The sequence below is a fragment of the Pseudoblastomonas marina genome, assembly GCF_034374265.1.
In the GTDB taxonomy this organism is placed as follows: Bacteria; Pseudomonadota; Alphaproteobacteria; order Sphingomonadales; family Sphingomonadaceae; genus Alteriqipengyuania_A; species Alteriqipengyuania_A marina.
This window is the reverse complement of sequence record NZ_CP139718.1, coordinates 1,902,665-1,921,708: the sequence shown is the minus strand read 5'-3', so window position 1 is coordinate 1,921,708 and position 19,044 is coordinate 1,902,665. Positions and strand designations below refer to the sequence as shown.

Annotated in this window: 23 protein-coding genes and 1 tRNA gene; 12 read left to right on the top strand and 12 right to left on the bottom strand. The window is 63.6% G+C overall.

Features of this window, described 5'->3' with window-relative positions:
* The first annotated feature begins 42 nt into the window (after positions 1-42).
* Together T8S45_RS09485 and T8S45_RS09480 are read left to right on the top strand one after the other, a co-directional pair.
* The gene (locus T8S45_RS09485; RefSeq protein ID WP_322293541.1) at positions 43-651 is read left to right on the top strand and encodes a GTP cyclohydrolase II; all 609 of its coding nucleotides are present in this window, start codon (positions 43-45) and stop codon (positions 649-651) included.
* The gene (locus T8S45_RS09480; RefSeq protein ID WP_322293540.1) at positions 648-1,622 is read left to right on the top strand and encodes a hypothetical protein; all 975 of its coding nucleotides are present in this window, start codon (positions 648-650) and stop codon (positions 1,620-1,622) included. The genes T8S45_RS09485 and T8S45_RS09480 overlap by 4 nt, the downstream gene beginning before the upstream one ends.
* Here the strand turns inward: T8S45_RS09480 and T8S45_RS09475 are convergent.
* The 3 genes from T8S45_RS09475 to T8S45_RS09465 all read right to left on the bottom strand — a co-directional run bounded on the left by T8S45_RS09475 (position 1,616) and on the right by T8S45_RS09465 (position 5,052).
* Positions 1,616-2,869: a hypothetical protein gene (locus tag T8S45_RS09475; protein ID WP_322293539.1), complete on the bottom strand. Its 1,254-nt coding sequence runs from the start codon at positions 2,867-2,869 to the stop codon at positions 1,616-1,618. The two genes, T8S45_RS09480 and T8S45_RS09475, sit on opposite strands and share 7 nt — an antisense overlap.
* A gap of 397 nt (positions 2,870-3,266) precedes the next feature.
* A complete protein-coding gene (locus tag T8S45_RS09470) occupies positions 3,267-4,856 on the bottom strand; it encodes a DUF6538 domain-containing protein (protein WP_322293538.1) in 1,590 nt (529 codons plus the stop codon).
* A 105-nt stretch (positions 4,857-4,961) separates the two neighbouring features.
* A tRNA-Ser gene (locus tag T8S45_RS09465) sits at positions 4,962-5,052 on the bottom strand.
* A gap of 189 nt (positions 5,053-5,241) precedes the next feature.
* On the opposite strand from T8S45_RS09465, the gene T8S45_RS09460 reads away from it, so the two are divergent.
* From T8S45_RS09460 to T8S45_RS09450, 3 genes are read left to right on the top strand one after another with little or no spacing between them, the layout of a single operon-like run.
* Positions 5,242-6,057, top strand: a complete 816-nt coding sequence (locus T8S45_RS09460; protein ID WP_407654935.1) for a DUF1134 domain-containing protein — start codon at positions 5,242-5,244, stop codon at positions 6,055-6,057.
* Between the two features lie 48 nt (positions 6,058-6,105).
* Positions 6,106-7,284, top strand: coding sequence for an amino acid aminotransferase (locus tag T8S45_RS09455; protein ID WP_322293536.1), 1,179 nt, complete (start codon positions 6,106-6,108; stop codon positions 7,282-7,284).
* A 12-nt stretch (positions 7,285-7,296) separates the two neighbouring features.
* The gene (locus T8S45_RS09450; RefSeq protein WP_322293535.1) at positions 7,297-7,854 is read left to right on the top strand and encodes a GNAT family N-acetyltransferase; all 558 of its coding nucleotides are present in this window, start codon (positions 7,297-7,299) and stop codon (positions 7,852-7,854) included.
* 123 nt (positions 7,855-7,977) lie between these two features.
* Here T8S45_RS09450 and T8S45_RS09445 read toward each other — a convergent pair whose 3' ends face one another.
* From T8S45_RS09445 to T8S45_RS09415, 7 genes are all read right to left on the bottom strand, one after another.
* Entirely contained in the window at positions 7,978-8,250 is a 273-nt protein-coding gene (locus tag T8S45_RS09445) for a DUF4242 domain-containing protein (RefSeq protein WP_322293534.1), read from the bottom strand.
* A 165-nt stretch (positions 8,251-8,415) separates the two neighbouring features.
* Positions 8,416-9,033, bottom strand: coding sequence for a riboflavin synthase (locus tag T8S45_RS09440; RefSeq protein WP_322293533.1), 618 nt, complete (start codon positions 9,031-9,033; stop codon positions 8,416-8,418).
* A gap of 9 nt (positions 9,034-9,042) precedes the next feature.
* On the bottom strand, positions 9,043-10,041 hold the full coding sequence (ribD, locus tag T8S45_RS09435; RefSeq protein ID WP_322293532.1) for a bifunctional diaminohydroxyphosphoribosylaminopyrimidine deaminase/5-amino-6-(5-phosphoribosylamino)uracil reductase RibD: 999 nt from the start codon (positions 10,039-10,041) through the stop codon (positions 9,043-9,045).
* Positions 10,038-10,496 carry a hypothetical protein gene (locus tag T8S45_RS09430; protein WP_322293531.1) on the bottom strand — a complete coding sequence of 153 codons (459 nt, stop codon included), beginning with the start codon at positions 10,494-10,496 and terminating at the stop codon, positions 10,038-10,040. Before T8S45_RS09430 ends, ribD begins: the two co-directional genes overlap by 4 nt.
* A gap of 67 nt (positions 10,497-10,563) precedes the next feature.
* Positions 10,564-11,262: a M48 family metallopeptidase gene (locus T8S45_RS09425; protein WP_322293530.1), complete on the bottom strand. Its 699-nt coding sequence runs from the start codon at positions 11,260-11,262 to the stop codon at positions 10,564-10,566.
* Positions 11,259-11,723, bottom strand: a complete 465-nt coding sequence (locus T8S45_RS09420) for a YcgN family cysteine cluster protein (protein WP_322293529.1) — start codon at positions 11,721-11,723, stop codon at positions 11,259-11,261. Before T8S45_RS09420 ends, T8S45_RS09425 begins: the two co-directional genes overlap by 4 nt.
* Complete coding sequence (locus T8S45_RS09415) at positions 11,711-12,301, bottom strand: SCO family protein (RefSeq protein ID WP_322293528.1); 591 nt, start codon at positions 12,299-12,301, stop codon at positions 11,711-11,713. The genes T8S45_RS09420 and T8S45_RS09415 overlap by 13 nt, the downstream gene beginning before the upstream one ends.
* A 114-nt stretch (positions 12,302-12,415) precedes the next feature.
* Here T8S45_RS09415 and T8S45_RS09410 point away from each other — a divergent pair, with 114 nt between their 5' ends.
* The 5 genes from T8S45_RS09410 (at position 12,416) to ssb (ending at position 16,705) form a co-directional block, all read left to right on the top strand.
* Entirely contained in the window at positions 12,416-13,027 is a 612-nt protein-coding gene (locus tag T8S45_RS09410; RefSeq protein WP_229658162.1) for an ankyrin repeat domain-containing protein, read from the top strand.
* A 4-nt stretch (positions 13,028-13,031) separates the two neighbouring features.
* Positions 13,032-13,706: a COQ9 family protein gene (locus T8S45_RS09405; RefSeq protein ID WP_322293527.1), complete on the top strand. Its 675-nt coding sequence runs from the start codon at positions 13,032-13,034 to the stop codon at positions 13,704-13,706.
* A 364-nt stretch (positions 13,707-14,070) separates the two neighbouring features.
* The gene (locus T8S45_RS09400; protein WP_322293526.1) at positions 14,071-14,340 is read left to right on the top strand and encodes a FeoA family protein; all 270 of its coding nucleotides are present in this window, start codon (positions 14,071-14,073) and stop codon (positions 14,338-14,340) included.
* Between the two features lies 1 nt (position 14,341).
* Entirely contained in the window at positions 14,342-16,186 is a 1,845-nt protein-coding gene (gene feoB / locus T8S45_RS09395; RefSeq protein ID WP_322293525.1) for a ferrous iron transporter B, read from the top strand.
* A 15-nt stretch (positions 16,187-16,201) separates the two neighbouring features.
* Positions 16,202-16,705: a single-stranded DNA-binding protein gene (gene ssb, locus T8S45_RS09390; RefSeq protein WP_322293524.1), complete on the top strand. Its 504-nt coding sequence runs from the start codon at positions 16,202-16,204 to the stop codon at positions 16,703-16,705.
* A gap of 64 nt (positions 16,706-16,769) precedes the next feature.
* On the opposite strand, the gene T8S45_RS09385 is transcribed toward ssb, so the two are convergent.
* Both T8S45_RS09385 and T8S45_RS09380 read right to left on the bottom strand, forming a co-directional pair.
* Complete coding sequence (locus T8S45_RS09385; RefSeq protein WP_188642567.1) at positions 16,770-17,285, bottom strand: YceD family protein; 516 nt, start codon at positions 17,283-17,285, stop codon at positions 16,770-16,772.
* The gene (locus tag T8S45_RS09380) at positions 17,282-17,800 is read right to left on the bottom strand and encodes a ubiquinol-cytochrome C chaperone family protein (RefSeq protein ID WP_322293523.1); all 519 of its coding nucleotides are present in this window, start codon (positions 17,798-17,800) and stop codon (positions 17,282-17,284) included. Before T8S45_RS09380 ends, T8S45_RS09385 begins: the two co-directional genes overlap by 4 nt.
* A gap of 149 nt (positions 17,801-17,949) precedes the next feature.
* Here T8S45_RS09380 and T8S45_RS09375 point away from each other — a divergent pair, with 149 nt between their 5' ends.
* Together T8S45_RS09375 and hslV are read left to right on the top strand one after the other, a co-directional pair.
* Positions 17,950-18,417 carry an outer membrane protein assembly factor BamE gene (locus T8S45_RS09375; protein WP_188642565.1) on the top strand — a complete coding sequence of 156 codons (468 nt, stop codon included), beginning with the start codon at positions 17,950-17,952 and terminating at the stop codon, positions 18,415-18,417.
* A 48-nt stretch (positions 18,418-18,465) separates the two neighbouring features.
* On the top strand, positions 18,466-19,038 hold the full coding sequence (gene hslV, locus T8S45_RS09370; RefSeq protein WP_188642564.1) for an ATP-dependent protease subunit HslV: 573 nt from the start codon (positions 18,466-18,468) through the stop codon (positions 19,036-19,038).
* The last annotated feature ends 6 nt before the right edge of the window (positions 19,039-19,044 follow it).

Below are 19,044 nucleotides of genomic sequence, written 5' to 3'. Positions count from 1 at the left end.
GTCGCGATAACGGCGCCCTCGATATAAAGTAAAGGCTTTCACTTGAGCGACAACACCAAGACCGAGGGGTGGCCACAGATTTCAAGCCGCCCTGCAGTGACAATTCCAACGGCGCACGGCGCAGTGAAAATTCAGCTCGCTGAATTCCCTGACGAAAGCCTTTTGGTGGTTACATCCCTTCACGCCCCAGAAATCCCAGTCGTGAGATTTCAATCTTCATGCGTGTTTGGGGAGGGCTTGAGCGCTCTCGATTGCGATTGCGGCGTTCAGCTTGACGCCGCAGTGAAAGCAATCTGTGAGAGCGGCGGCGTAATCACCTACGCATGGGAAGAAGGTCGGGGCGTCGGCATCGCGAAGAAGCTAGACGCTATCGCGCTGCAGGAAACGAAAGGTATAAATACGGCCGAGGCTTTTAGAGAACTCGGATGCGATCCCGAACCCCGAGATTTCGTCAATCACGTCAAAGCGCTCCAGCTCGTATTCAGCGGCGAGAAGGTCGTGATCGGCTCGCGCAATCCAAGGAAGATCGCAGCCTTGGAAAGTGCGGGCTTTAAAATCGTCGAACGCGTAGATTGGGAAACTCCCATGACTGAGGAGCGAGAGGCGTACTTAGACAGCAAAATTTCCGCCCTCGGACATATTGAAAAATGACCTTAAGTTCGGCCCTTTCGAGCCAGCCTTTCAAGGTTGATCTGCTGAGCTGCTTTCAAGCTGCCGAAAAGCTGAAAGCATACAGGCCCGCGCCTGTCGCCGAACCTTGGGCGGAAGAGCCAAAAGTTGATCAGTTTGTTTTCAAGATACTCTTCATATCGGTCTGCCATCAAATGAACTGGGACGTGATGCAGTCGGCAATGGCAGCATATCTGTTTCCAGATACCTACAGCAGGTTAGACGAATTTAGCTGCATCAAAGCCAGCAAGATTGACGATCTACTTAGCGACTATCCAAAACAGGAAAGGGTCAGAGCTGCAGAGCGTGCGAGAATTTTGAGAGAAACTGCGGCTAGGCTCAAACAGCTCATCCCGGATCGAAATGCAGCTGAAAGAAGGATTGCGCATGCACTATTGGAAGGCCCGGATGGCTTTTATGGCTTCGCAGCTGAGATCGACGCTTTCACTGGCGATCCCTTCGAGAAGAAACCTCGGGTCTTAGCGCATGACCTCTTCCGCGAGAAAATCATACCCTTTCGCGATCCAGAGAACCTCAAACCAGCGGTAGAATATCACCTTATCCGTCTTTATCTCCGGTCGGGCCGCGTTTCTACGGAAGATGAGACGGTTCGTGAGGTGCTATCTGGACCACGATTGCCGACGCGGGATCGTCTGGTGAGACTGGTTCGGGAAGCCGTTGAAGATGCGATGCGTCAGACCGCCCTATATGCGGGGCTCGATGCGGCGACACTGAATTACCTAGAGTGGCAGATCGGCCGCGCCGTATGTGTCGAGGAATTAGACGACGCGACGGTCGCAAAATACTGTCTTTCGGACGAGAACCACGATCTTCCTGATGATATACGAAGCCTCTGCGCCAACGGCTGTCCGATGAATTCGTTCTGCCGGAAACTTAGCGATCCACAATATCCTTGGCTGAATGAACCGCACTTTCAAAAGGCCTTTTACTGACCTTTCTTTAGCAGGAAACATGTTTCTTGCACGAGCTTCTTCGGTGCAGATTTGCGAGCAAGAGGGCTCAGATTTGAAAGAGCGTGCTTAACTTTGAAATCTGTTCGTTCCTTCAACTCAAAGCCGATATTTTCAGCTATGTCGATCAATAGGTCTGCCACCGGGATACGTAGGTCCTTATAGTAGGCATCTTGTACCACAATCACTGCTGAGCCACCGCTCTTGAGCAAGCGGCGGAAATTTCTAAGCGTAAGGTCCATATCAGCAAAATAATACTGATAACCCTTCACGTAATAGCTCTTCGACGCGTAGCTTTCATGCTGTCCAATCGCCTCAATAATGCTGGTCGCACTGTGTGGAAGCTTAACTGGAGGGAGAACTTTCCTGATGAGCGGTGTGCCGATTTGATCCTCTCTCAGCTGCCTTTCGGTATCGTCATCCCCTCCGATCAGGAGCTCAGTGGCGGGCAAATAGTGCCGAATATAGTCGGTGCGATTTGGATAGGGCGGAGAGGTCAAAATCGCGTCGAACTTGTCTACCAAAATCTGACTGTGCGCGACATCACCGCAAGTGTGGTGAGCCCTGAACTCGAAATGGGTTTCAGGAAGACTTGTGACGTAAGCGTCAACCTTATCGAGAACACTGGATTTGGCAGCTTCAAGGCGCGCTGATGGCACCGCCTCGCTGCTCGCTTTTTTAGTCCAGGTTGGATTTGACCCACGATACCCGCGATGTGTTTCTATCCGGATCAGGCAGAGAATATGAATGGATAGCAAGCTTACCGCATGATCTTCCCCCTGATCTGCGTTCATCCAAGAGATCACGGGCTCCTTCGAGCCACTTATCTCCCGTATCGCACCAAGAAAGACCTTCCTCTCATTACCGGAGAGCCTGCCAAAATTGATTGAACGAACTCGGTCAATGGCTCGGCGAAGCGCTTTGTGGTTGCTGGTCCGGAACAGCCCTGAGAGGGACGCAAATGGACTGATATCGTTCAACGTGATCTCGAGCGGTAGATCTCTCCCCGCTTCGCCGACAGTACCCATGCCCCCAAAAGGGTCGAGTATCTTCGTTTGCCCACGTGCAGCAAACTTGGTCAGCAAATGAGCAGCAAACTCCCGACTGAACGCGGTGTAAAGGCTCGCCAACTCACCGTATCCCCGCTTGTCAGCTGGCTGCGGCTTTGGGTTTGGAAGCCCTCGCAAAAATGAGAGATTTTCGAGCTCTTTGAAGGGTAGCTCAGACACTTTGACGATCCTTAAGCTATTGGCCTTTTAGCATCGTCACGTTGGCACGATCCCCTCTCGGCAAGCTGGCAAAGATACCATCTAGCAAAGTCACCAAAGCAGGCAAACATTTCGCGTCAACGGTCTCGAACGACAGCCAGAACGCTCTCATCGAGAAGGTTAGAGAGACGGGCTTAGCGATAAGCGCGCTGCAAAGGCGAAGCCAGTTAGGTCAGGCAGAGTTCGTAAGCCTCATTTTCAACTACTGAGGTGTCAGCACCTGCCCTCGGTGCAACTCGTTGCAAATCGAGTTTACCTTGTAATCTCAAGCCACTGATTTGATTGGGGCCGATTTAATCGCGGTTTACAGCAAAAGCAGCAGAAGTCCGGGCTTCTAGGCTGCTTGGGAAGCTGCTGCTCAAGCTACTCCGTAGCGCGGCAACTTCTTGATCTCCCGCAACGTCACCTCGACATCGATCTCCCCATACGCTTCCCCTTCGGTGCGCGGCTTATGTCCCTGAATGTAGTCCCTAATTTCAGGGTCAAGTCCAGAGCGCCGGGCCAAAGTCTTGAAGCGGTGTCGCCATCCGTGATTGGGTTGCACCTTCGGATCATCAACGCCGAGGCTGCGCGCCCATTTCGCCAATCGCTCGCCTACCTTTTTGTATTGAGGGTTGGCGTCACTGCCCGCGCGCTTTCGCGAGACGTCGTAGAACAACGGACCTTCCAGTCCTCTGATCGCCTCGATGAACCCTTGTTCGAGAACATGGGGGTGAATGGCGACGGTCCGTTCGCGATCATTTTTCACGGTGCCCGCGTCTGGGGTGATGTGAATTGTCCAAATCCCGTTGATCTCGCGCACGTCTTGAGCGCGAGCCTGCGTGATCTCGTTCACCCTCGATCCGGTGTAGGCGCAGAGCCATGGGACCCATCTTTCCGCTCGATTTTGCTCTCTAGTCTTTCGAGGGTTGGGATCGCCCAGCGTCGCTCGAAGGATCGTAATGGCCTCGTTGTCGGTAAGGCTACGCCCCTCTTGCGTCGCGCCTTTCGCTGCTCGCATTTTCACCCCCGACGCCGGGTTGGACGGAATTAGCAAGTTTTCTGCCGCGAACCCGAGAACGATCCTCAAAACGCGGAGATAATTTCCATTGATCGTATTTGGTGAGAACGGCTTCCCCTTCTTCGACTTCCGTGTTTGCAATTCGTCTTTCCAACGGATGATGTCCTTCGTGCTTATGCGCGCTGCGTCATCATGCTGGACGAAGTCGATGAAAGGTTGAAGGTGAAGGCGGTAGGCTTTCCTCGTCGGTGGTTTCGGCTTTCTCTCTCGGATGTATCGCTCAAGCAAATCGGTAAGAGACGGACCAGCCTTGGGCGATGCTCGGTCTCTGTCCATTCGATATTTGTCGGCACCAAACCGCTCGTCGAGGATGCGGACTGGCTCTCCGGCCAATTCCTGACGCTGGCGTTCATTGCTCTCAATTTGGCCGCGCAGGATCATCTGCGTCATCCGACGAAATAGCACGCTGTCACCAGCTAGGCTCCAGCCATTCTTTTCCACCAGATTTTCAGCGACCCAACTCGCATCTAGGGCGCTTGCTGGGTTCGTCGCGACGTTCTCTAAGGCCGAACTGTGCAGCGACAAGGCGCGCTCTGCCTCGTCAGCATTGGCCGCATGATCCCTCGAATTACGGGCATCCATCCGCTCGTCCCGTTCGACGAGCCACTGGCGAACCACCATTTCGATGTCCGCCATAGAAGGTGTGTAGCCGGACTTTTGTGCCCTTTCGGCTGGCGCTCTCACGCCTCGGCATCTTGCCAGCTTCGCCTCAAAGCCTCGTAATTCCGCAATTAGAAGATGGCGTGCTTCCGCCAAATCTTTGGTCTTGAGGGACGTGACAACCTCACCCTTGCCGAACAAACTTCGCGCATCGGGTGGAACCGCGCGGCGAAAGTAGAAGATCCCGCTTCGGATGGAGAGATAATCTGATCCGCGAACCTTCTTCAAAAGACCTCCGAGCCCTCCGACTTGTAGCAAGTCTTGTGACAGTTCTAGGAGGGAAAAGCCTTGGGGCGCAAGGACTTTAGGGCCTCTGCGGGCTTGAAGGGTGGCTGGCGGAGACGGAGGGATTCGAACCCTCGATACCCGGTTTGGGTATGGTTCCTTAGCAGGGAACTGGTTTCAGCCACTCACCCACGTCTCCGCTTGCCGAGCCTAAGCCTGTGGCAGGCGAGCGGGCGCTATAGCGGCGGCTTCCCCGCGCCTCAAGGGGGCTTTCCGACTCGTTTTGGCACGAAATCGATTCGGTTCATCGCGCGTTCCTTGTCGTTGTGCCATTGCGGGATTCAACTATGGGTCGGCAGGGACACGTCCACCGGGAGGGTTCATCATGATGGTCAGCTTCACGCGCGGTTTCGCACGGTTTGCGCTCACCTTCGGCGGGGCGCTGGCGCTTGCGACCGGTCCGGTCGCGGCGCAGGTCACCTCAGTCGATCCCGACGTCGCGATCGACGGCGACCTGCTGGAAGAGGATGCCGGCCCCGAACAGCCGGCCCCCGAGAGCAGGCAGGGGCAGGCCACCCCGGTCGGTCCCGAGGCCACCACCCCCGATTCGGGGATCGAGAGCTGGCGCGACGATTATCCCGCCAGCGCCGAGGACGCGCCTGCGCCCGACATGGCGGGCCCCACCCCCGAAGAGGCGACCGAGCAGCAGGCCGACGACGACATCACCTATCGCGAGGACGACCTGATCGGCGCGGCGGGCAGCGTGTTCGGCGAAGGTGCGCGCGAGGTCGCCGGGCTGATCGAGCGCATCCTCAAGGACCAGGGCCAGCCCAACGGCTACATCGTCGGGCGCGAGGGCGGCGGCGCCTTCATCGTCGGCGTGCGCTACGGGTCGGGCACGCTCTACCACAAGATCGAGGGCAAGCGCCCGGTCTACTGGACCGGGCCGTCGATCGGGCTCGATGCGGGCGCGAATGCCGGCAGCACCTTCGTGCTGGTCTACAACCTCTACGACACGGAGGACCTCTACACCCGCTTCCCGGCGGGCGAAGGCCAGCTCTATTTCGTCGGCGGGGCCTCGGCGAGTTACTTGCGCAAGGGCGATATCGTGCTGATCCCGATCCGGGTCGGCGCGGGGCTGCGCGCCGGCGTCAATGCGGGCTACCTCAAGCTGACCGAAAAGGCCGATTGGCTGCCGTTTTAGCTTCGAGCCCGCTTGCGGTGGAAGCCGCGTCCGGCCATACGGCGGGGCATGCTCGAAAAGCTCGACACCCAAAGCCCCGACGCGCTGCTCGCGCTCATCAAGCTCCACCGCGAGGATCCGCGCGAGGACAAGATCGACCTCGGCGTCGGCGTCTATCGCGACGAGGAGGGTGAGACCCCGGTGTTTCGCTCGATCAAGGCGGCCGAGGCCATCCTGCACGACAGGCAGGACAGCAAGTCCTATCTCGGGCCCGAAGGCGATATCGGCTTCGTCAACGCGCTGATGCCTTATGTCTTCGGCAATGCCGATCCGACCATGGGTGGGCGCATCGCCGGGATGCAGACCCCTGGCGGCACCGGTGCCGTGCGGCTCGCCTTCGCGCTGGCGCAGGCCGCGGGCGCGAAATCGGTCGTGCTGGGCGAGCCGAGCTGGCCCAACCACCGCCAGATCGCGCGCGATCTCGGGCTCGAGATCATCTCTTTCGAACACGCCGCCGATGCGTCGACCACCGATTTCGAGGCGCTCAAGACGGCGATCGCCGATGCCGGCGAAGGTGACGTGTTGCTGCTCCACGGATCGAGCCACAACCCGACCGGGATCGATTACTCGCTCGCGCAGTGGCAGGAGATCGCGCAGCTGGCGCAGGAGAAGGGCCTGATCCCCGTGCTCGACATCGCCTACCAAGGGCTGGGCGAGGGGCTCGAGGAAGACGTTGCGGGTGCGCGCGCCTACCTCGCCGAGGTGCCCGAGGCGATGGTCACCTACAGCTGCGACAAGAATTTCGGCATGTACCGCGACCGGGTGGGCGCGTTCTACGTGCTCGCGGCCGATCGCGACGTGCTCGACAAGGCGATGAGCAATGCCAATTCGCTCGCACGCGCGAATTGGTCGATGCCGCCCGATCACGGCGGCGCGGCGGTGCGGATCGTGCTGCGCGATACCGAGCTGACGCGGCGCTGGAAGGATGAGCTCGCCGCTATGCGCGGGCGGCTGCGCTGGATCCGCGATACGCTGGGCAAGGCCGGCACGGCGGGTTCGGTCGACCTGACCCCGCTCGCGAGCCATAACGGGCTGTTCTCGATGCTGCCCATCGGCCCGGAATCGATCGAGGCGCTGCGCCGGGACCACGCGATCTACATGGCGGGTTCGGGTCGCATCAACATCGCCGGGCTGAACGAGGGCAACGTCGATCGTTTCATCGCCGCGCTCGGCGACGTAACCGCCTGAAGGGTAATGGCGATGGATCGCCAGCCGGTGCTCGAAGACGATCGCGTCCTCCTGCGCCCGCTGGCCGAGGCGGACCGCGAGGCGCTCTACGCGGTCGCTTCCGACCCGATGGTGTGGGAACAGCACCCGATCCACGACCGCTGGCGGCGCGAGGTGTTCGACGCCTTTTTCGACGACAACCTCGCCTCGGGCGGCGCGCTCGCCGTGATCCGCAAGGGCGATGAGGGGCGCGAGGACCGCGTGGTCGGCGCGACCCGCTACGACGCCTATGACGAGGAGGAGGGCGGCAGCGTCGAGATCGGCTGGACCTATCTCGAGCGCGCGCAATGGGGGAAGGGCATCAACCCCGCGATGAAGCGGCTGATGCTCGCCCATGCCTTCGAGAGTGTCGCGCGGGTGGACTTCCGCGTCGGCGACACCAATTGGCGTTCGCGCTATGCGCTCGAGGCGATCGGCGCCGAACGCGGCACGCGCTATGAACTGGAGCGCTACCAAGGCAAGCGCGTCGTCCACCTCATCTACGAACTGACCCGCGAGGCCTTCGAACAGGGGCCGCTGGCAGGCGATTGAGGGTCAGATCTGGCGGAGAGCATGGACTGCCGAAGCCGTGCAGGCGGCGTTTCAGCCGCAACTGCGCGGCACTATCTTCGAGATCATCTCCACGAGACCGCCGCAATCGTCGGCTGCGTGTCGCTACCTTTCGGTCGTTGGGTCAATTATCTTGGAAATTTCGGTTATTTTCGATGCCGGGAATCCGGAACGCTTTGCATGCTCGTGAATCTGCTCTTCGCTCTCGGCTAGGTAGATGCAGAACGTCTTGTCGCCGGCCACGTATGAGTGTTCCCACTGTATTCCGGATATTTCCGACAATGCTTTGTTCGAAGTCTTCGCAGCACCGCCCAATCCATCCCGATCCATCTGCCCGACGCCAGGCAAGTCCCGTTCGATCACATACCGCTTCATCATGGTGAGTTCCTCTCCTCAACTGCCTCAGCACTTAATGCTTCTTGTTCGCAGAGTCGGGACCCGAGCATGAATCGTAGCTCACTTGGGCATTAGCGACAAACTCCGCTTGAGAAGGGCAGAAGCGAAGTCGAACCGGCTGGTCTGCGATCGGGTCGGTGGCCGACCCTAACCCGCCAGCGCCTGCATCCGCTTGAGGTAGCGCGCCAGCACGTCGATCTCGAGGTTCACGCCGTCGCCCTCGGCCAGCGCGCCGAGCGTGGTGACTTCGCCGGTATGCGGAATGATGTTGAGGGTGAAATCGCACACGCCGTCGTCGCGGTCGCGCACCTCGTTGACCGTCAGCGACACGCCGTCGACGGTGATCGAGCCCTTGGGGGCGATGAAGGGAGCGATATCCTTCGGTGCGCGGATCGTCAGCTTGGTCGAGCCGCCCACCTCTTCGCTGCCAACGACCTCGCCCACCGCGTCGACATGGCCGGTGACGATATGGCCGCCGAGTTCGTCGCCGAGGCGGAGCGCGGTTTCGAGATTGAGCTTCGCGCCCTCGTCCCACATGCCCGGCGCGGTGCGGCTGACGCTTTCTCCCGATACGTCGATTGCGAACCAGGCGTCGCCAGTGGCGCCGCCCTTTTCGACCACGGTCATGCAGGCGCCCGAACAGGAGATCGAGGCGCCGATATCGATGGTCGCAGGGTCGTAGGGGCAGGCGATCCGCACGCGCCTGTCGCCCTGCTGTGCGCTGTGGGTGACGGTGCCGATGGCGGTGACGATTCCGGTGAACATGGCGTCGTCCTAGCGGGTGCGCCGATAGATTTCGAGCATGTCGTCGCCGAGTTCGCGCCACGCGATGCGCTGCCAGCGTCCATGCGCGGCGGCGAGGTCGGTCAGCCCGATATCGCCGACCCCCGCGCGGCCATTGCCGATGATGACGGGCGCGCGGTAGATCAGGAGCTTATCCACGAAATCGCGCTCGAGGAACGCCGCCGCCGCGCCGCCGCCGCCTTCGACCATCAGGTACTGAAGATCGGAGAGGGCCGAGAGGTCGTCGAGCCCGGACAGCGCGTTCCAGCCCTCGGGCGCATCGCCGCGAGTCAGCACGAAGCGTTCGGGCGAGCGATCCTCCAGCCCCGGCAGGCGCACGTCGAGACTCGGATTGTCTGCGCGCAAAGTCGCGCCGCCGACGAGAATCGCGTCGACCGCCGCGCGTTCGCGATGGGTGTGGGCGCGGGCCTGCTCACCAGTGATCCACTTGCTGGTGCCATCGGCAAGCGCGATCTTGCCGTCGAGCGAGAGCGCGAGCTTGAGCGTGATATGCGGACGGCCTTCGCGCCGCTGGATCAGATATCCGGCAAGGCTCTCATGGCTGGCCGGATCGTCGACCACCTCGGCCTCGATCCCCGTCGCGCGCAGTTTCTCGATTCCCTTGCCCGCGGTGCGCGGATCGGGATCGGCCACGCCTGCGACCACCCGAGCCACGCCAGCCTCGATAAGCAGGTCGGAACAGGCCGGGCCGCGCGCGCTCTCATGCGCGCAGGGTTCGAGCGTGACGTAACCGGTCGCGCCGCGCGCTGCTTCGCCCGCTTCGTCAAGCGCCATCGCCTCGGCATGCGGGCGGCCTCCGGGCCGGGTCCAGCCGCGTCCGACCCCCACGCCGTCCTTGACGATGATCGCGCCGACCGCGGGGTTGGGGCGGCTCAGCGGGCGTGCACGCTCGGCGAGCCGTGCGGCCTGCGCGAGCCAGTCGGCATCGGTGCGCGCCTCGCTCGCAGCCGGACCCAAACCCGGGCTCACTCTTCGATTTGTTCGTAGGCTTCGGCCTGGCGCTGGGCGAGGATCCGCCGCGCCTCTGCGCGCTGTGCCTCGACCCGGGCGCGCTCGGCCTCGGCCTCGGCCTCGACCGCGTCGACGTCGATCCCGCTCATCCGACCGAGCGAGCGGTAGATCTCCTTGACCTCCTCGTTGCGCGCGGCCTGTTCGGCGGCCAGCCGGTCCTTGCGTTCCTGGTTGGCGATGTTGCTGGCGACGATCTCGGCATCGGTGCGACCTGGGGCGAGGGTCGAGATGATCTCGATCTCGGGGCGCTCGGGCGGGATCATCGCGCGTTCCTGCGCCATCGTGCCGAACAGGGTGAAGGTGATCGCGGCGGCCAGCGCCATGAAGCGCCAGCGGTTCTTGCCTGCGACCTTGTAGACCTGTCGGAAATCCTCGATCGCGCCGACCGGATTGACGTTTCGGATAAAGCCCATGCGTCCATAGATAGGCGCATTGGCTTAACCTTGCCAGTATCGCGTGCCTCCCGGGGCACCGCGCACCCTAGGGATAGGCGGCGTAAAGGCTGCGACCCTGCGCTTTCAACCAGCGATCGGACGGTTCCTGCAGCCCCGGCGCGAGCGAATCGCACAGCGCCCGAAACGCGGGCGAATGGTCGAAGTGGACGAGGTGCGCGACCTCGTGCGCGACCACTGCGCGGCGCACGAAATCGGGCGCCATCACCAGCCGCCAGTTGATTCGCAGCGTTCCGCCCGAGGAACACGAACCCCAGCGCCGCCGCGCGCTGGTGAGGCGGAAGGGGACCGGATCGATGCCCGCCGCGGCGCAGAAATACGGCACGTCCCCGGCCAGCAGGTCGAGCATCCGCGCACGCAGCCAGCGCTCGATTCGCCGGCCGAGATTCTCGTCCGGACCGCCGACCACCAGCCGGGTGCCGTCGAGCGCGATCCGGCGCGGGCGGGCGCGATCGTGATCGACCAGCAGTTCCTCCCCGCGGAACGGCAGCCACGCGCCGTCACGCAGCACGAGCGGTTCGGGCCGCGCGGCGAGCTGGCGGGCGATCCAGTCGCGCCGGTCGGTGGCGAAGCGCATGGCCTCGCGCTCGCGGCCCCAGCGCGGGATCGTGATCGCGACCGCCTCGCCGTCGGGCGCGATCCGCAGTGTCATCCGCCGCGCGGTGGCGTGGCGCCGGATTCGCACCGGCACCTCGCGCCCTTCGAGCGACAGCCGGTGCTCGCTCACGGCTCGTAGTCCGCGTCGTCGGGATCGATGATGTGCTGCTCGATCGGTCCCGCATCGACTTCGCTGATCACGCGACCCGCCACGCCCACCCCGGCGCGGTGGACCGCCGCGCGATCGCCGCTCAGCAGGTAATGCCACTCGGGCAGTGCCTCGCCGCGCGCGCGAACCTTGTAGGCGCAGGTCTCGGGCAGCCAGTTGATCCGGTGCGCGAGCCGCGGGGTGAGCCGCAGGCAATCGGGGACGAAGGCGAGCCGGTGGCGGTAATTGGTGCATACCGCCTTGCCGGTATCGAGCAGCTTGCACGCGACGTTGGTGTGGAGGATTTCGCCGGTATCCTCGTCCTCGAACTTGTGCAGGCAGCAATTGCCGCAGCCGTCGCACAGCGCCTCCCACTCGGCGCGGTTCAACTTCTCGAGCGGCAGCTCCCAGAACTTTTCGCGCAGGTCGGTCAGCGAATCCATCGCCGCATTTCCGCCAGCGTTCCCTCGACGCTTTCATCGACCGGGAGCAGTGCCAGTGGCTCGCCCTGCGGGCCGAACAGGTAGGCGCCCGGCGGCCCGTGGGTGACCTTGTAGAAGCCGTATTCGTCCTCTTCCTCGAGCGCGCGATAGGCAGCGAAATCCTTCACTACCTGGTCGATCTGTTCCTCGCTCCCGGTCAGGCCGACGAGGTCGGGGCCGAAATTGCCGGTGAACTGCGCAAGCGCCTCGGGCGTGTCGCGCGCCGGATCGACGGTGATGAAGATCGCGGCGATCTCGGTGTCGGGATTTTCCTCGAGATAGGTCTGTCGCGCACGCACCATGCGCTGCGTGTCGTAGGGGCAGACGTCGGGACACGAGGTGTAGCCGAAATAGACCATCCGGTACTGCCCGGCGAAATCGGACCAGCTGACCTCCTCGCCCGCGCCCGAGGTCAGGGTGAAATCGCCGCCGATCCGCGCGCCCGCCAGCGGCGGCTCTTCGGCCGGGACGTCGGCGGCGGGCGAACAGGCCGCGAGGGAGAGGGAAAGCAGGGCGAGGAGCGAGGCGGTGCGGGGCATGACAAGCGCGTTCATGGTCTGCTAAAGCGCGGCTCGCAAGGGGTGGCCGTACGGTCGGGCCCGGGCATTCACGGCTTTGTGCGCGGATGCCGGAAAATTACGTCGGAGCAAGTGGTGGCAATCTCAATTCGCAAGTCCCTCATCCTCGTGCTGAGCCTGTTCGCGGTGTCGGTGTCGACGCCCGCCGCGGCGCAGCTGCAGTCGCAGGGCTACAAGTTCCTCGAAGCGGTCAAGAAGCGCGAGGGACAGGAAATCATCGACATGCTCGCCGCTTCGAACAACCAGCTGGTGACGTCGCGCGAGTTCACCACCGGCGACACCGCGCTGCACATCGTCGCGCGCCGTCGCGACCTGCAATACCTGAAATATTTCTCGCAGAAGGGTGCCGATGTGAACGCGCTCAACAAGGCTGGCGAAAGCCCGCTCACGATCGCGGTCGGGTTGGGCTGGCTCGAGGGGGTCGAATACCTGCTGTTTCGCAAGGCGCGCACCGATGTCACCAACCAGACCGGCGAGACCCCGCTGATCCAGGCGGTCCACCAGCGCTCGACCGACATGATCGAGATGCTCCTGGAGGCTGGAGCCGATCCCGACCGCAACGACAATTCGGGCCGTTCGGCGCGCGACTATGCCCAGCTCGACACCCGCAATTCGCGCATCCTCGCAGCGATCGAGGAGCATGAGAAAGAGAAATCCTCCGCCCCCGTCTATGGCCCCGGAGGCTGACGGCATGGCTGATCGCGTGGCCGAAGACCTCGCCGACCTGACGCTCGACGAATTGCGGCTGGCGCTCGCTCCTCGAATCGCCGACGAGGCGATCTTCGACGGCTGGAGCGATACCGCGCTGGTCGCCGCGGCGGAGCGCGAAGGCGTCGATCCCGATGTTGCGAAACTCGCCTTCGAAGGCGGCGCGATGCAGATGATCGAAAGCTGGATCGACGCGATCGACGCGGCGATGATCGTCGAACTGCCGCGCGAGAAGCTTGCCGAAATGAAGATCCGCGAACGCATCCGCACGCTGGTGCAGTTCCGGCTCGACCAGGCGCTGGGCCGCGAGGAAGCGCTGCGGCGCGCGCTGGCGGTCATGGCACTGCCGCAGAACGTCTCGCGTTCGCTCAAGACCGGATGGCGCAGCGCCGACCTGATGTGGCGGCTCGCGGGCGACACCGCGACCGATTACAACCACTACACCAAGCGCACGATCCTCGCCGGGATCTACAGCGCGACGCTCGCCGTGTTCGTCGAGGACACGAGCGAGGACAAGGCCGAGACCCGCGCCTTCCTCGACCGCCGGATCGAGGGCGTGATGAAGTTCGAGAAGGCCAAGGCCAAATGGCTCGGCGGCGAGCGCGAGCATTTCGACCTCGTGCGGTTTTTGGGGCGGCTGCGGTATCCGGCGAAGTAGGACTTTTTTGTGGTTACCCCCGCCCATCCGGGCGGGCATCCTCGGTGTTATTCTCTCCGCTACGCTCCGAGGCACCTGCGGGCGCGCAGTCGCGCTTGCCTCCGCCTGATCGGCGTCGGGCGACCGCCTTGATCGTGTCCACTCGGCGCCCCCTTTCGATATCCGTCCTCAATTTGCGCGCGGTAGCGCGCACGCGTGCGACCGCACGCCGCGGCTTATGCCGCGAAGCCAAGCGGCCCGGATGGGCCGCGCCCGGCGTTTGAGGGCGCAAAACAAATGAATTTAGGCACGCAGACATAACCACGAATCCTCACGCTATTGAGAACCGATTGCAATTAGCGCGCTCTCATGCCAAGGCCGGAGCATGACGCTCGACACCCTCAAGCCCGGCCAGCGCGCGCGGATTACCGCGGTGGACACCGATTCGATCGATCCTTCGGACGCGCGGCGCCTGCTCGCGCTCGGCCTCGATACCGGCGCGCGGGTCGCGATCGCGCACAAGGGCGTGTTCGGCGGCTCCGATCCAATCGCGGTGATCGTCGGGCGGATGACGGTCGCGGTGCGCCGCGCCCACGCCCGCGCGCTCTCGGTTGAGCCCGCCGCGCATACCGAAGAAGAGCAGGCGGGGGCCTGACATGACCCGCCAGCAACGTCTCGTGGCCCTTGCGGGCAATCCCAACGCGGGCAAGAGCGCGCTGTTCAACGCACTCACCGGTGCGCGGCAGAAGATCGCCAACTATCCCGGCGTCACGGTCGAGCGGAAGGCGGGCCGGATGTATTCCCCCGCGGGCGAACCGATCGAACTGGTCGACCTGCCGGGAAGCTATTCGCTCGATCCGTCGAGCCCCGACGAGGAAGTTACCCGCAAGGTCGTGATGGGCGAGTTCGAGGGCGAAACGCAGCCCGATTCGCTGATCATCGTGATCGATGCGGCGAATATCGAACAGCACCTCGTCTTCGCGCAGGAATTGCTCAGCCTCGGCCTGCCGACGGTGATCGCGCTCAACATGGTCGATTTGGCCGAGCGCGACGGGCTGGTGCTCGATCCGGCGGCCTTGTCCGAAGCGCTGGGCGTACCCGTGATTCCGACCGTGGCGGTGCGCCGCAAGGGGCTCGACGAATTGCGCGCCGCGCTCGCCTCGCTCGACGGGGCTCCCGCGCGCGAACCGCGCCCGAGCATCGGGCTGACCGAGCGGCGCGTCTCGGCCGAGGCGATCGCCGACGCCGCGATCCTCTCCGAAACCGCGACCCGCCGCCTGCACGCGCATCTCGACCGGGTGCTGCTCAATCCGTGGATCGGTCCGGTGATCCTCGCCGGGATACTGTTCTTCGTCTTCCAGGCGGTGTTCGCCTGGGCGACGCCATTCGCCGATGCGCTCGAGGGTGCGGTGGCGTGGCTCAGCCAACTCGTGACCGCCAATATGGGCCCGGGCCTGGTGCGCGACATCATCACCGAAGCGGTGCTCGCGGGCGTCGGCTCGGTGGTCGTGTTCCTGCCGCAGATCGTGATCCTGTTCGCCTTCATCCTGGTGATGGAAGCGACCGGCTACATGGCACGCGCGGCCTTCCTGATGGACCGGATGATGAGCTTCGTCGGCCTCTCGGGCCGCAGCTTCATCCCGCTGCTGTCGAGCTTCGCCTGCGCGATTCCCGGGATCATGGCGACGCGTTCGATCGCCGATCCGAAGGACCGGCTGACCACGATCCTCGTCGCCCCGCTGATGACATGTTCGGCGCGGTTGCCGGTCTATGCGGTGATCATCGCCGCGTTCATCCCGCGCCAGAGCGTGGGCCCGGGCATCGGATTGCAGGGGCTCGTCCTGTTCCTGCTCTACGTCGCCGGGATTATCGGCGCGATGGCGGTCGCGCTGGTGCTGCGTCGCTCGGTGACGAAGGGCGCGGGCTCGGGCTTCATCATGGAACTGCCGAAATACCAGTGGCCGCAATTGAAGGATCTCGCGATCGGGCTGTGGCAGCGGGCGTGGATATTCCTGCGCCGCGCGGGCACGATCATCTTCATCGCCACCGCGCTCCTCTGGGTGCTGCTGAGCTTTCCCAAGGCCGGGCCGGGCGAAAGCCAGGTCGATGCCAGCATCGCCGGCAAGATCGGCAGCGCGATCCACGTCGTGGTCGAGCCGATCGGGTTCAATCGCGACATCGCGATGAGCCTCGTGCCCGCCATGGCCGCACGCGAGGTGGCGGTCAGCTCGCTGGGCACGATCTACGCGGTCGACAGCGACGACGAGGACGAGACCGCAGAGGCGGTCACCGCAAGCGTCGCCGCGCGCTGGAGCCTGCCGACCGCGCTCGCTTTCCTCGCCTGGTTCGTGTTCGCCCCGCAATGCGTCAGCACGATCGCGGTCGCCCGGCGCGAGACCAATTCGTGGAAATGGCCGACCTTCATGGTGGTGTACCTGTTCGCGCTGGCGTACGTATTCGCGGGAATCACCTATTGGAGTGCTGTGGCACTCGGACTCTAGCAAGGACGGAATATTATGGCGGGCTCGCTCAACAAGGTCATGCTGATCGGCAATCTCGGGCAGGACCCGGAGATCCGCAGTTTCCAGAATGGCGGCCGGGTCGCCAACCTGCGCATCGCCACGTCGGAGAAATACAAGGACCGCGACGGCAACATGCAGGAAAAGACCGAGTGGCACACCGTCGCGATCTTCTCCGACGGGCTCGTCGGCGTGGTCGAGCGGTTCCTCAAGAAGGGCTCGAAGGTTTATGTCGAGGGCCAGCTGCAGACCCGCAAGTGGCAGGACCAGCAGGGCAATGACCGCTATTCGACCGAAGTCGTCCTGCGCGGCTTCAACGGTACGCTGACCATGCTCGACGGTGCGTCGGGCGGCGGCCAGCGTTCGGGTGGCTGGAACGACGGCAGCTCGGGTCCGGGCGCATCCTCGGGTGGCGGCGACAACTGGCAATCGGGCGGCGGCAATGGCGGCCAGGGTGGCGGCAACTTCACCGACGACCTCGACGACGATATTCCGTTCTGAGTCGTTTGTTTTAGACCCTCATCACCTGCGCCGTGCAATCGGCCCGGCCCCGAGACTCCGCGCCTTACTCCTTCAAGCCCTTCAGCGCATCGGCGAGCGGTCCGCTCGGCGCAGGCTCTTCGAGGCCCTTCTCCTTCCGCACGCGGTCGGCATTCGGGCCTTCGGCGTAAGGATCGATCGCCAGCGCGAGGCTTTGCGCGATCGCTTCGCCGAGGTCGATCTGCTGGCCTTCGTACTCGATCTCGTCGAGCTCGTCCGAACCCACTTCGACCGGTTCCTCGACCGCGGCGAAGTGGCGCGGGGGGACGAAGGTGAGCGCCATGTCCTCGGCCAGCTCGGTTTCGAACGGCTCGCCGGAGACCGCGCAGTCCTGCACGATGGTCGCGGCGAAGGATCCGGTCGCGGCGATGTCCCGGCCCTTCTTCGCCAGCGTCAGCGTACCCGTAAGCGACTTGATCGCGGGGATGTCGAAGCGTTTGGCGAGCGCCGCGCGCTCCTCTTCGGTGGCTTCGTAGTCCAGCGTGCGGCCCTCGGCATCGCCGGTGCCGACCAAGCGCGAGAATTCGGGGGTGTCGCTCAAGCGATCTCTCCTGCGAGCAGTTTCCGGCTGTCCATCGCGCCGAAGCGGTCGTGCATCGCACGCATCCGCTCGGCCACGCGGTGCGCACCCTCTGCGCTCGAAAGCGAGACGTTGCGATCGACCGCCGCCTCGAGCGTGGCGTCGTCTGCAGCGGTGAGCCCGGCGCGATAGGCCTCGATCCGACCGGCGAGCGTACCGACCAGCTTGCCGACCTTCTTGCCCACCATCAGGTCCCCGACGCCGCTTTCGCGCAGCTGGCCCGACATGTCGTCGACGAACAGCTCGGTCAGCCGGGCAGAGGGTTCGCGCAGCGGCTCGTCGCGTTCCATCCGGATCATCACGAGCGCGGTGACGAGGGTGATCGCATCGAAGCGGCCCTCGACCGTGTCGGCGATCCCGCCATTCTCGTACCACGCCGGATCGCGCGCCTCGCGCACGATGGCATGCCACAGCGGGCGCAGCGCCTCGGCGGGGTCGGGCTTGGTCGAGAAGAAGCGGGAGAGAAAGCGTTTCAAGGGGATTTCCGTTCAGCGGGAATTCAATGGCAGCGGCACAGCAATGCGGCGTGTTGCGAAGCCGCGTCGAGCCGCGTAAGGCTTGCCGCGCAAATAGGGTCGCCGCTGCCGCTTGGCAATCGGTCGGCCAGGACAGGAGTTTTCGATAGATGAAGCGGAGCGCGCTTACCGCGATCCTGATCGGCACGGCGGCACTGGCCGTCTCCGGCTGCACCTCGATCCGCGGGCAGAACGGATTCGTCGGCGACGGGGCGATTACCAATTCGGTCCTGCCGGGCGTCGACAACCAGGGCTCGGTCGAGCGCGGGCTCGGCCGCCCGACCTTCGTCTCGCAGTTCGGCGAACCCGTCTGGTACTATGTGTCGTCGACCACCGGCCAGCCGGCCTTCGGCACGCCGCGCATCACCAACCACTCGGTGATCGCGATCCGGTTCGACGACCGCGGCAACGTCACCTCGGTCGATCGCACCGGAATGGAGCTGGTCGCGCGGATCGATCCGAACGGCGACACCACGCCCACGCTCGGCCGCGAGCGCGGCTTCCTCGAAGACCTGTTCGGCAATATCGGCCAGGTCGGTGGGGTCGGCCCGGGCGGCGGCGGCGGCGGACCGCCCTGACGTACCCGGCGGCTTGAACGCCGGTCCGCGCGGCATATATCCCCGCGCATGACTTCTCAAAACGACAGCCACGGGCTCACCCCCTGGCACGGCACCACCATCATCGGCGTCAAGCGCGGCGACAAGATCGTCATCGCGGGCGACGGCCAGGTATCGATGGGCAATACGGTGATGAAGCCGAACGCCCGCAAGGTCCGCCGGATCGGCGAGGGCGGCCCCGAAAAGGGCAAGGTTGTTGCCGGCTTCGCTGGGGCGACCGCCGATGCCTTCACCCTGTTCGAGCGGCTCGAACGCAAATTGGAGCAGTATAGCGGCCAGCTGATGCGCGCCTGCGTCGAGCTCGCCAAGGACTGGCGCACCGACAAGTACCTGCGCAATCTCGAAGCGCTGATGATCGTCGCGGACAAGGACACGCTGCTGGTGCTGACCGGCAATGGCGACGTGCTCGAACCCGAGGGCGGGATCGCCGCGATCGGATCGGGCGGCAATTACGCGCTCGCCGCCGCACGCGCGCTGTCGGATTACGAGGACGACGCCGAGAAGATCGCGCGCCGCGCCATGGCGGTAGCAGCCGAAGTCTGCGTCTTCACCAACGATCAGGTGACCGTCGAGACGGTCTGACCTCCC

Coding starts and splice junctions, on each gene's coding strand:
- T8S45_RS09480 (WP_322293540.1), top strand. CDS start 648: ATGACCTTAAGTTCGGCCCTTTCGAGCCAGCCTTTCAAGGTTGATCTG.
- T8S45_RS09460 (WP_407654935.1), top strand. CDS start 5,242: ATGGTCAGCTTCACGCGCGGTTTCGCACGGTTTGCGCTCACCTTCGGC.
- T8S45_RS09455 (WP_322293536.1), top strand. CDS start 6,106: ATGCTCGAAAAGCTCGACACCCAAAGCCCCGACGCGCTGCTCGCGCTC.
- T8S45_RS09450 (WP_322293535.1), top strand. CDS start 7,297: ATGGATCGCCAGCCGGTGCTCGAAGACGATCGCGTCCTCCTGCGCCCG.
- T8S45_RS09445 (WP_322293534.1), bottom strand. CDS start 8,250: ATGATGAAGCGGTATGTGATCGAACGGGACTTGCCTGGCGTCGGGCAG.
- T8S45_RS09440 (WP_322293533.1), bottom strand. CDS start 9,033: ATGTTCACCGGAATCGTCACCGCCATCGGCACCGTCACCCACAGCGCA.
- T8S45_RS09430 (WP_322293531.1), bottom strand. CDS start 10,496: ATGGGCTTTATCCGAAACGTCAATCCGGTCGGCGCGATCGAGGATTTC.
- T8S45_RS09420 (WP_322293529.1), bottom strand. CDS start 11,723: ATGGATTCGCTGACCGACCTGCGCGAAAAGTTCTGGGAGCTGCCGCTC.
- T8S45_RS09415 (WP_322293528.1), bottom strand. CDS start 12,301: ATGCCCCGCACCGCCTCGCTCCTCGCCCTGCTTTCCCTCTCCCTCGCG.
- T8S45_RS09405 (WP_322293527.1), top strand. CDS start 13,032: ATGGCTGATCGCGTGGCCGAAGACCTCGCCGACCTGACGCTCGACGAA.
- T8S45_RS09400 (WP_322293526.1), top strand. CDS start 14,071: ATGACGCTCGACACCCTCAAGCCCGGCCAGCGCGCGCGGATTACCGCG.
- feoB (WP_322293525.1), top strand. CDS start 14,342: ATGACCCGCCAGCAACGTCTCGTGGCCCTTGCGGGCAATCCCAACGCG.
- ssb (WP_322293524.1), top strand. CDS start 16,202: ATGGCGGGCTCGCTCAACAAGGTCATGCTGATCGGCAATCTCGGGCAG.
- T8S45_RS09375 (WP_188642565.1), top strand. CDS start 17,950: ATGAAGCGGAGCGCGCTTACCGCGATCCTGATCGGCACGGCGGCACTG.
- hslV (WP_188642564.1), top strand. CDS start 18,466: ATGACTTCTCAAAACGACAGCCACGGGCTCACCCCCTGGCACGGCACC.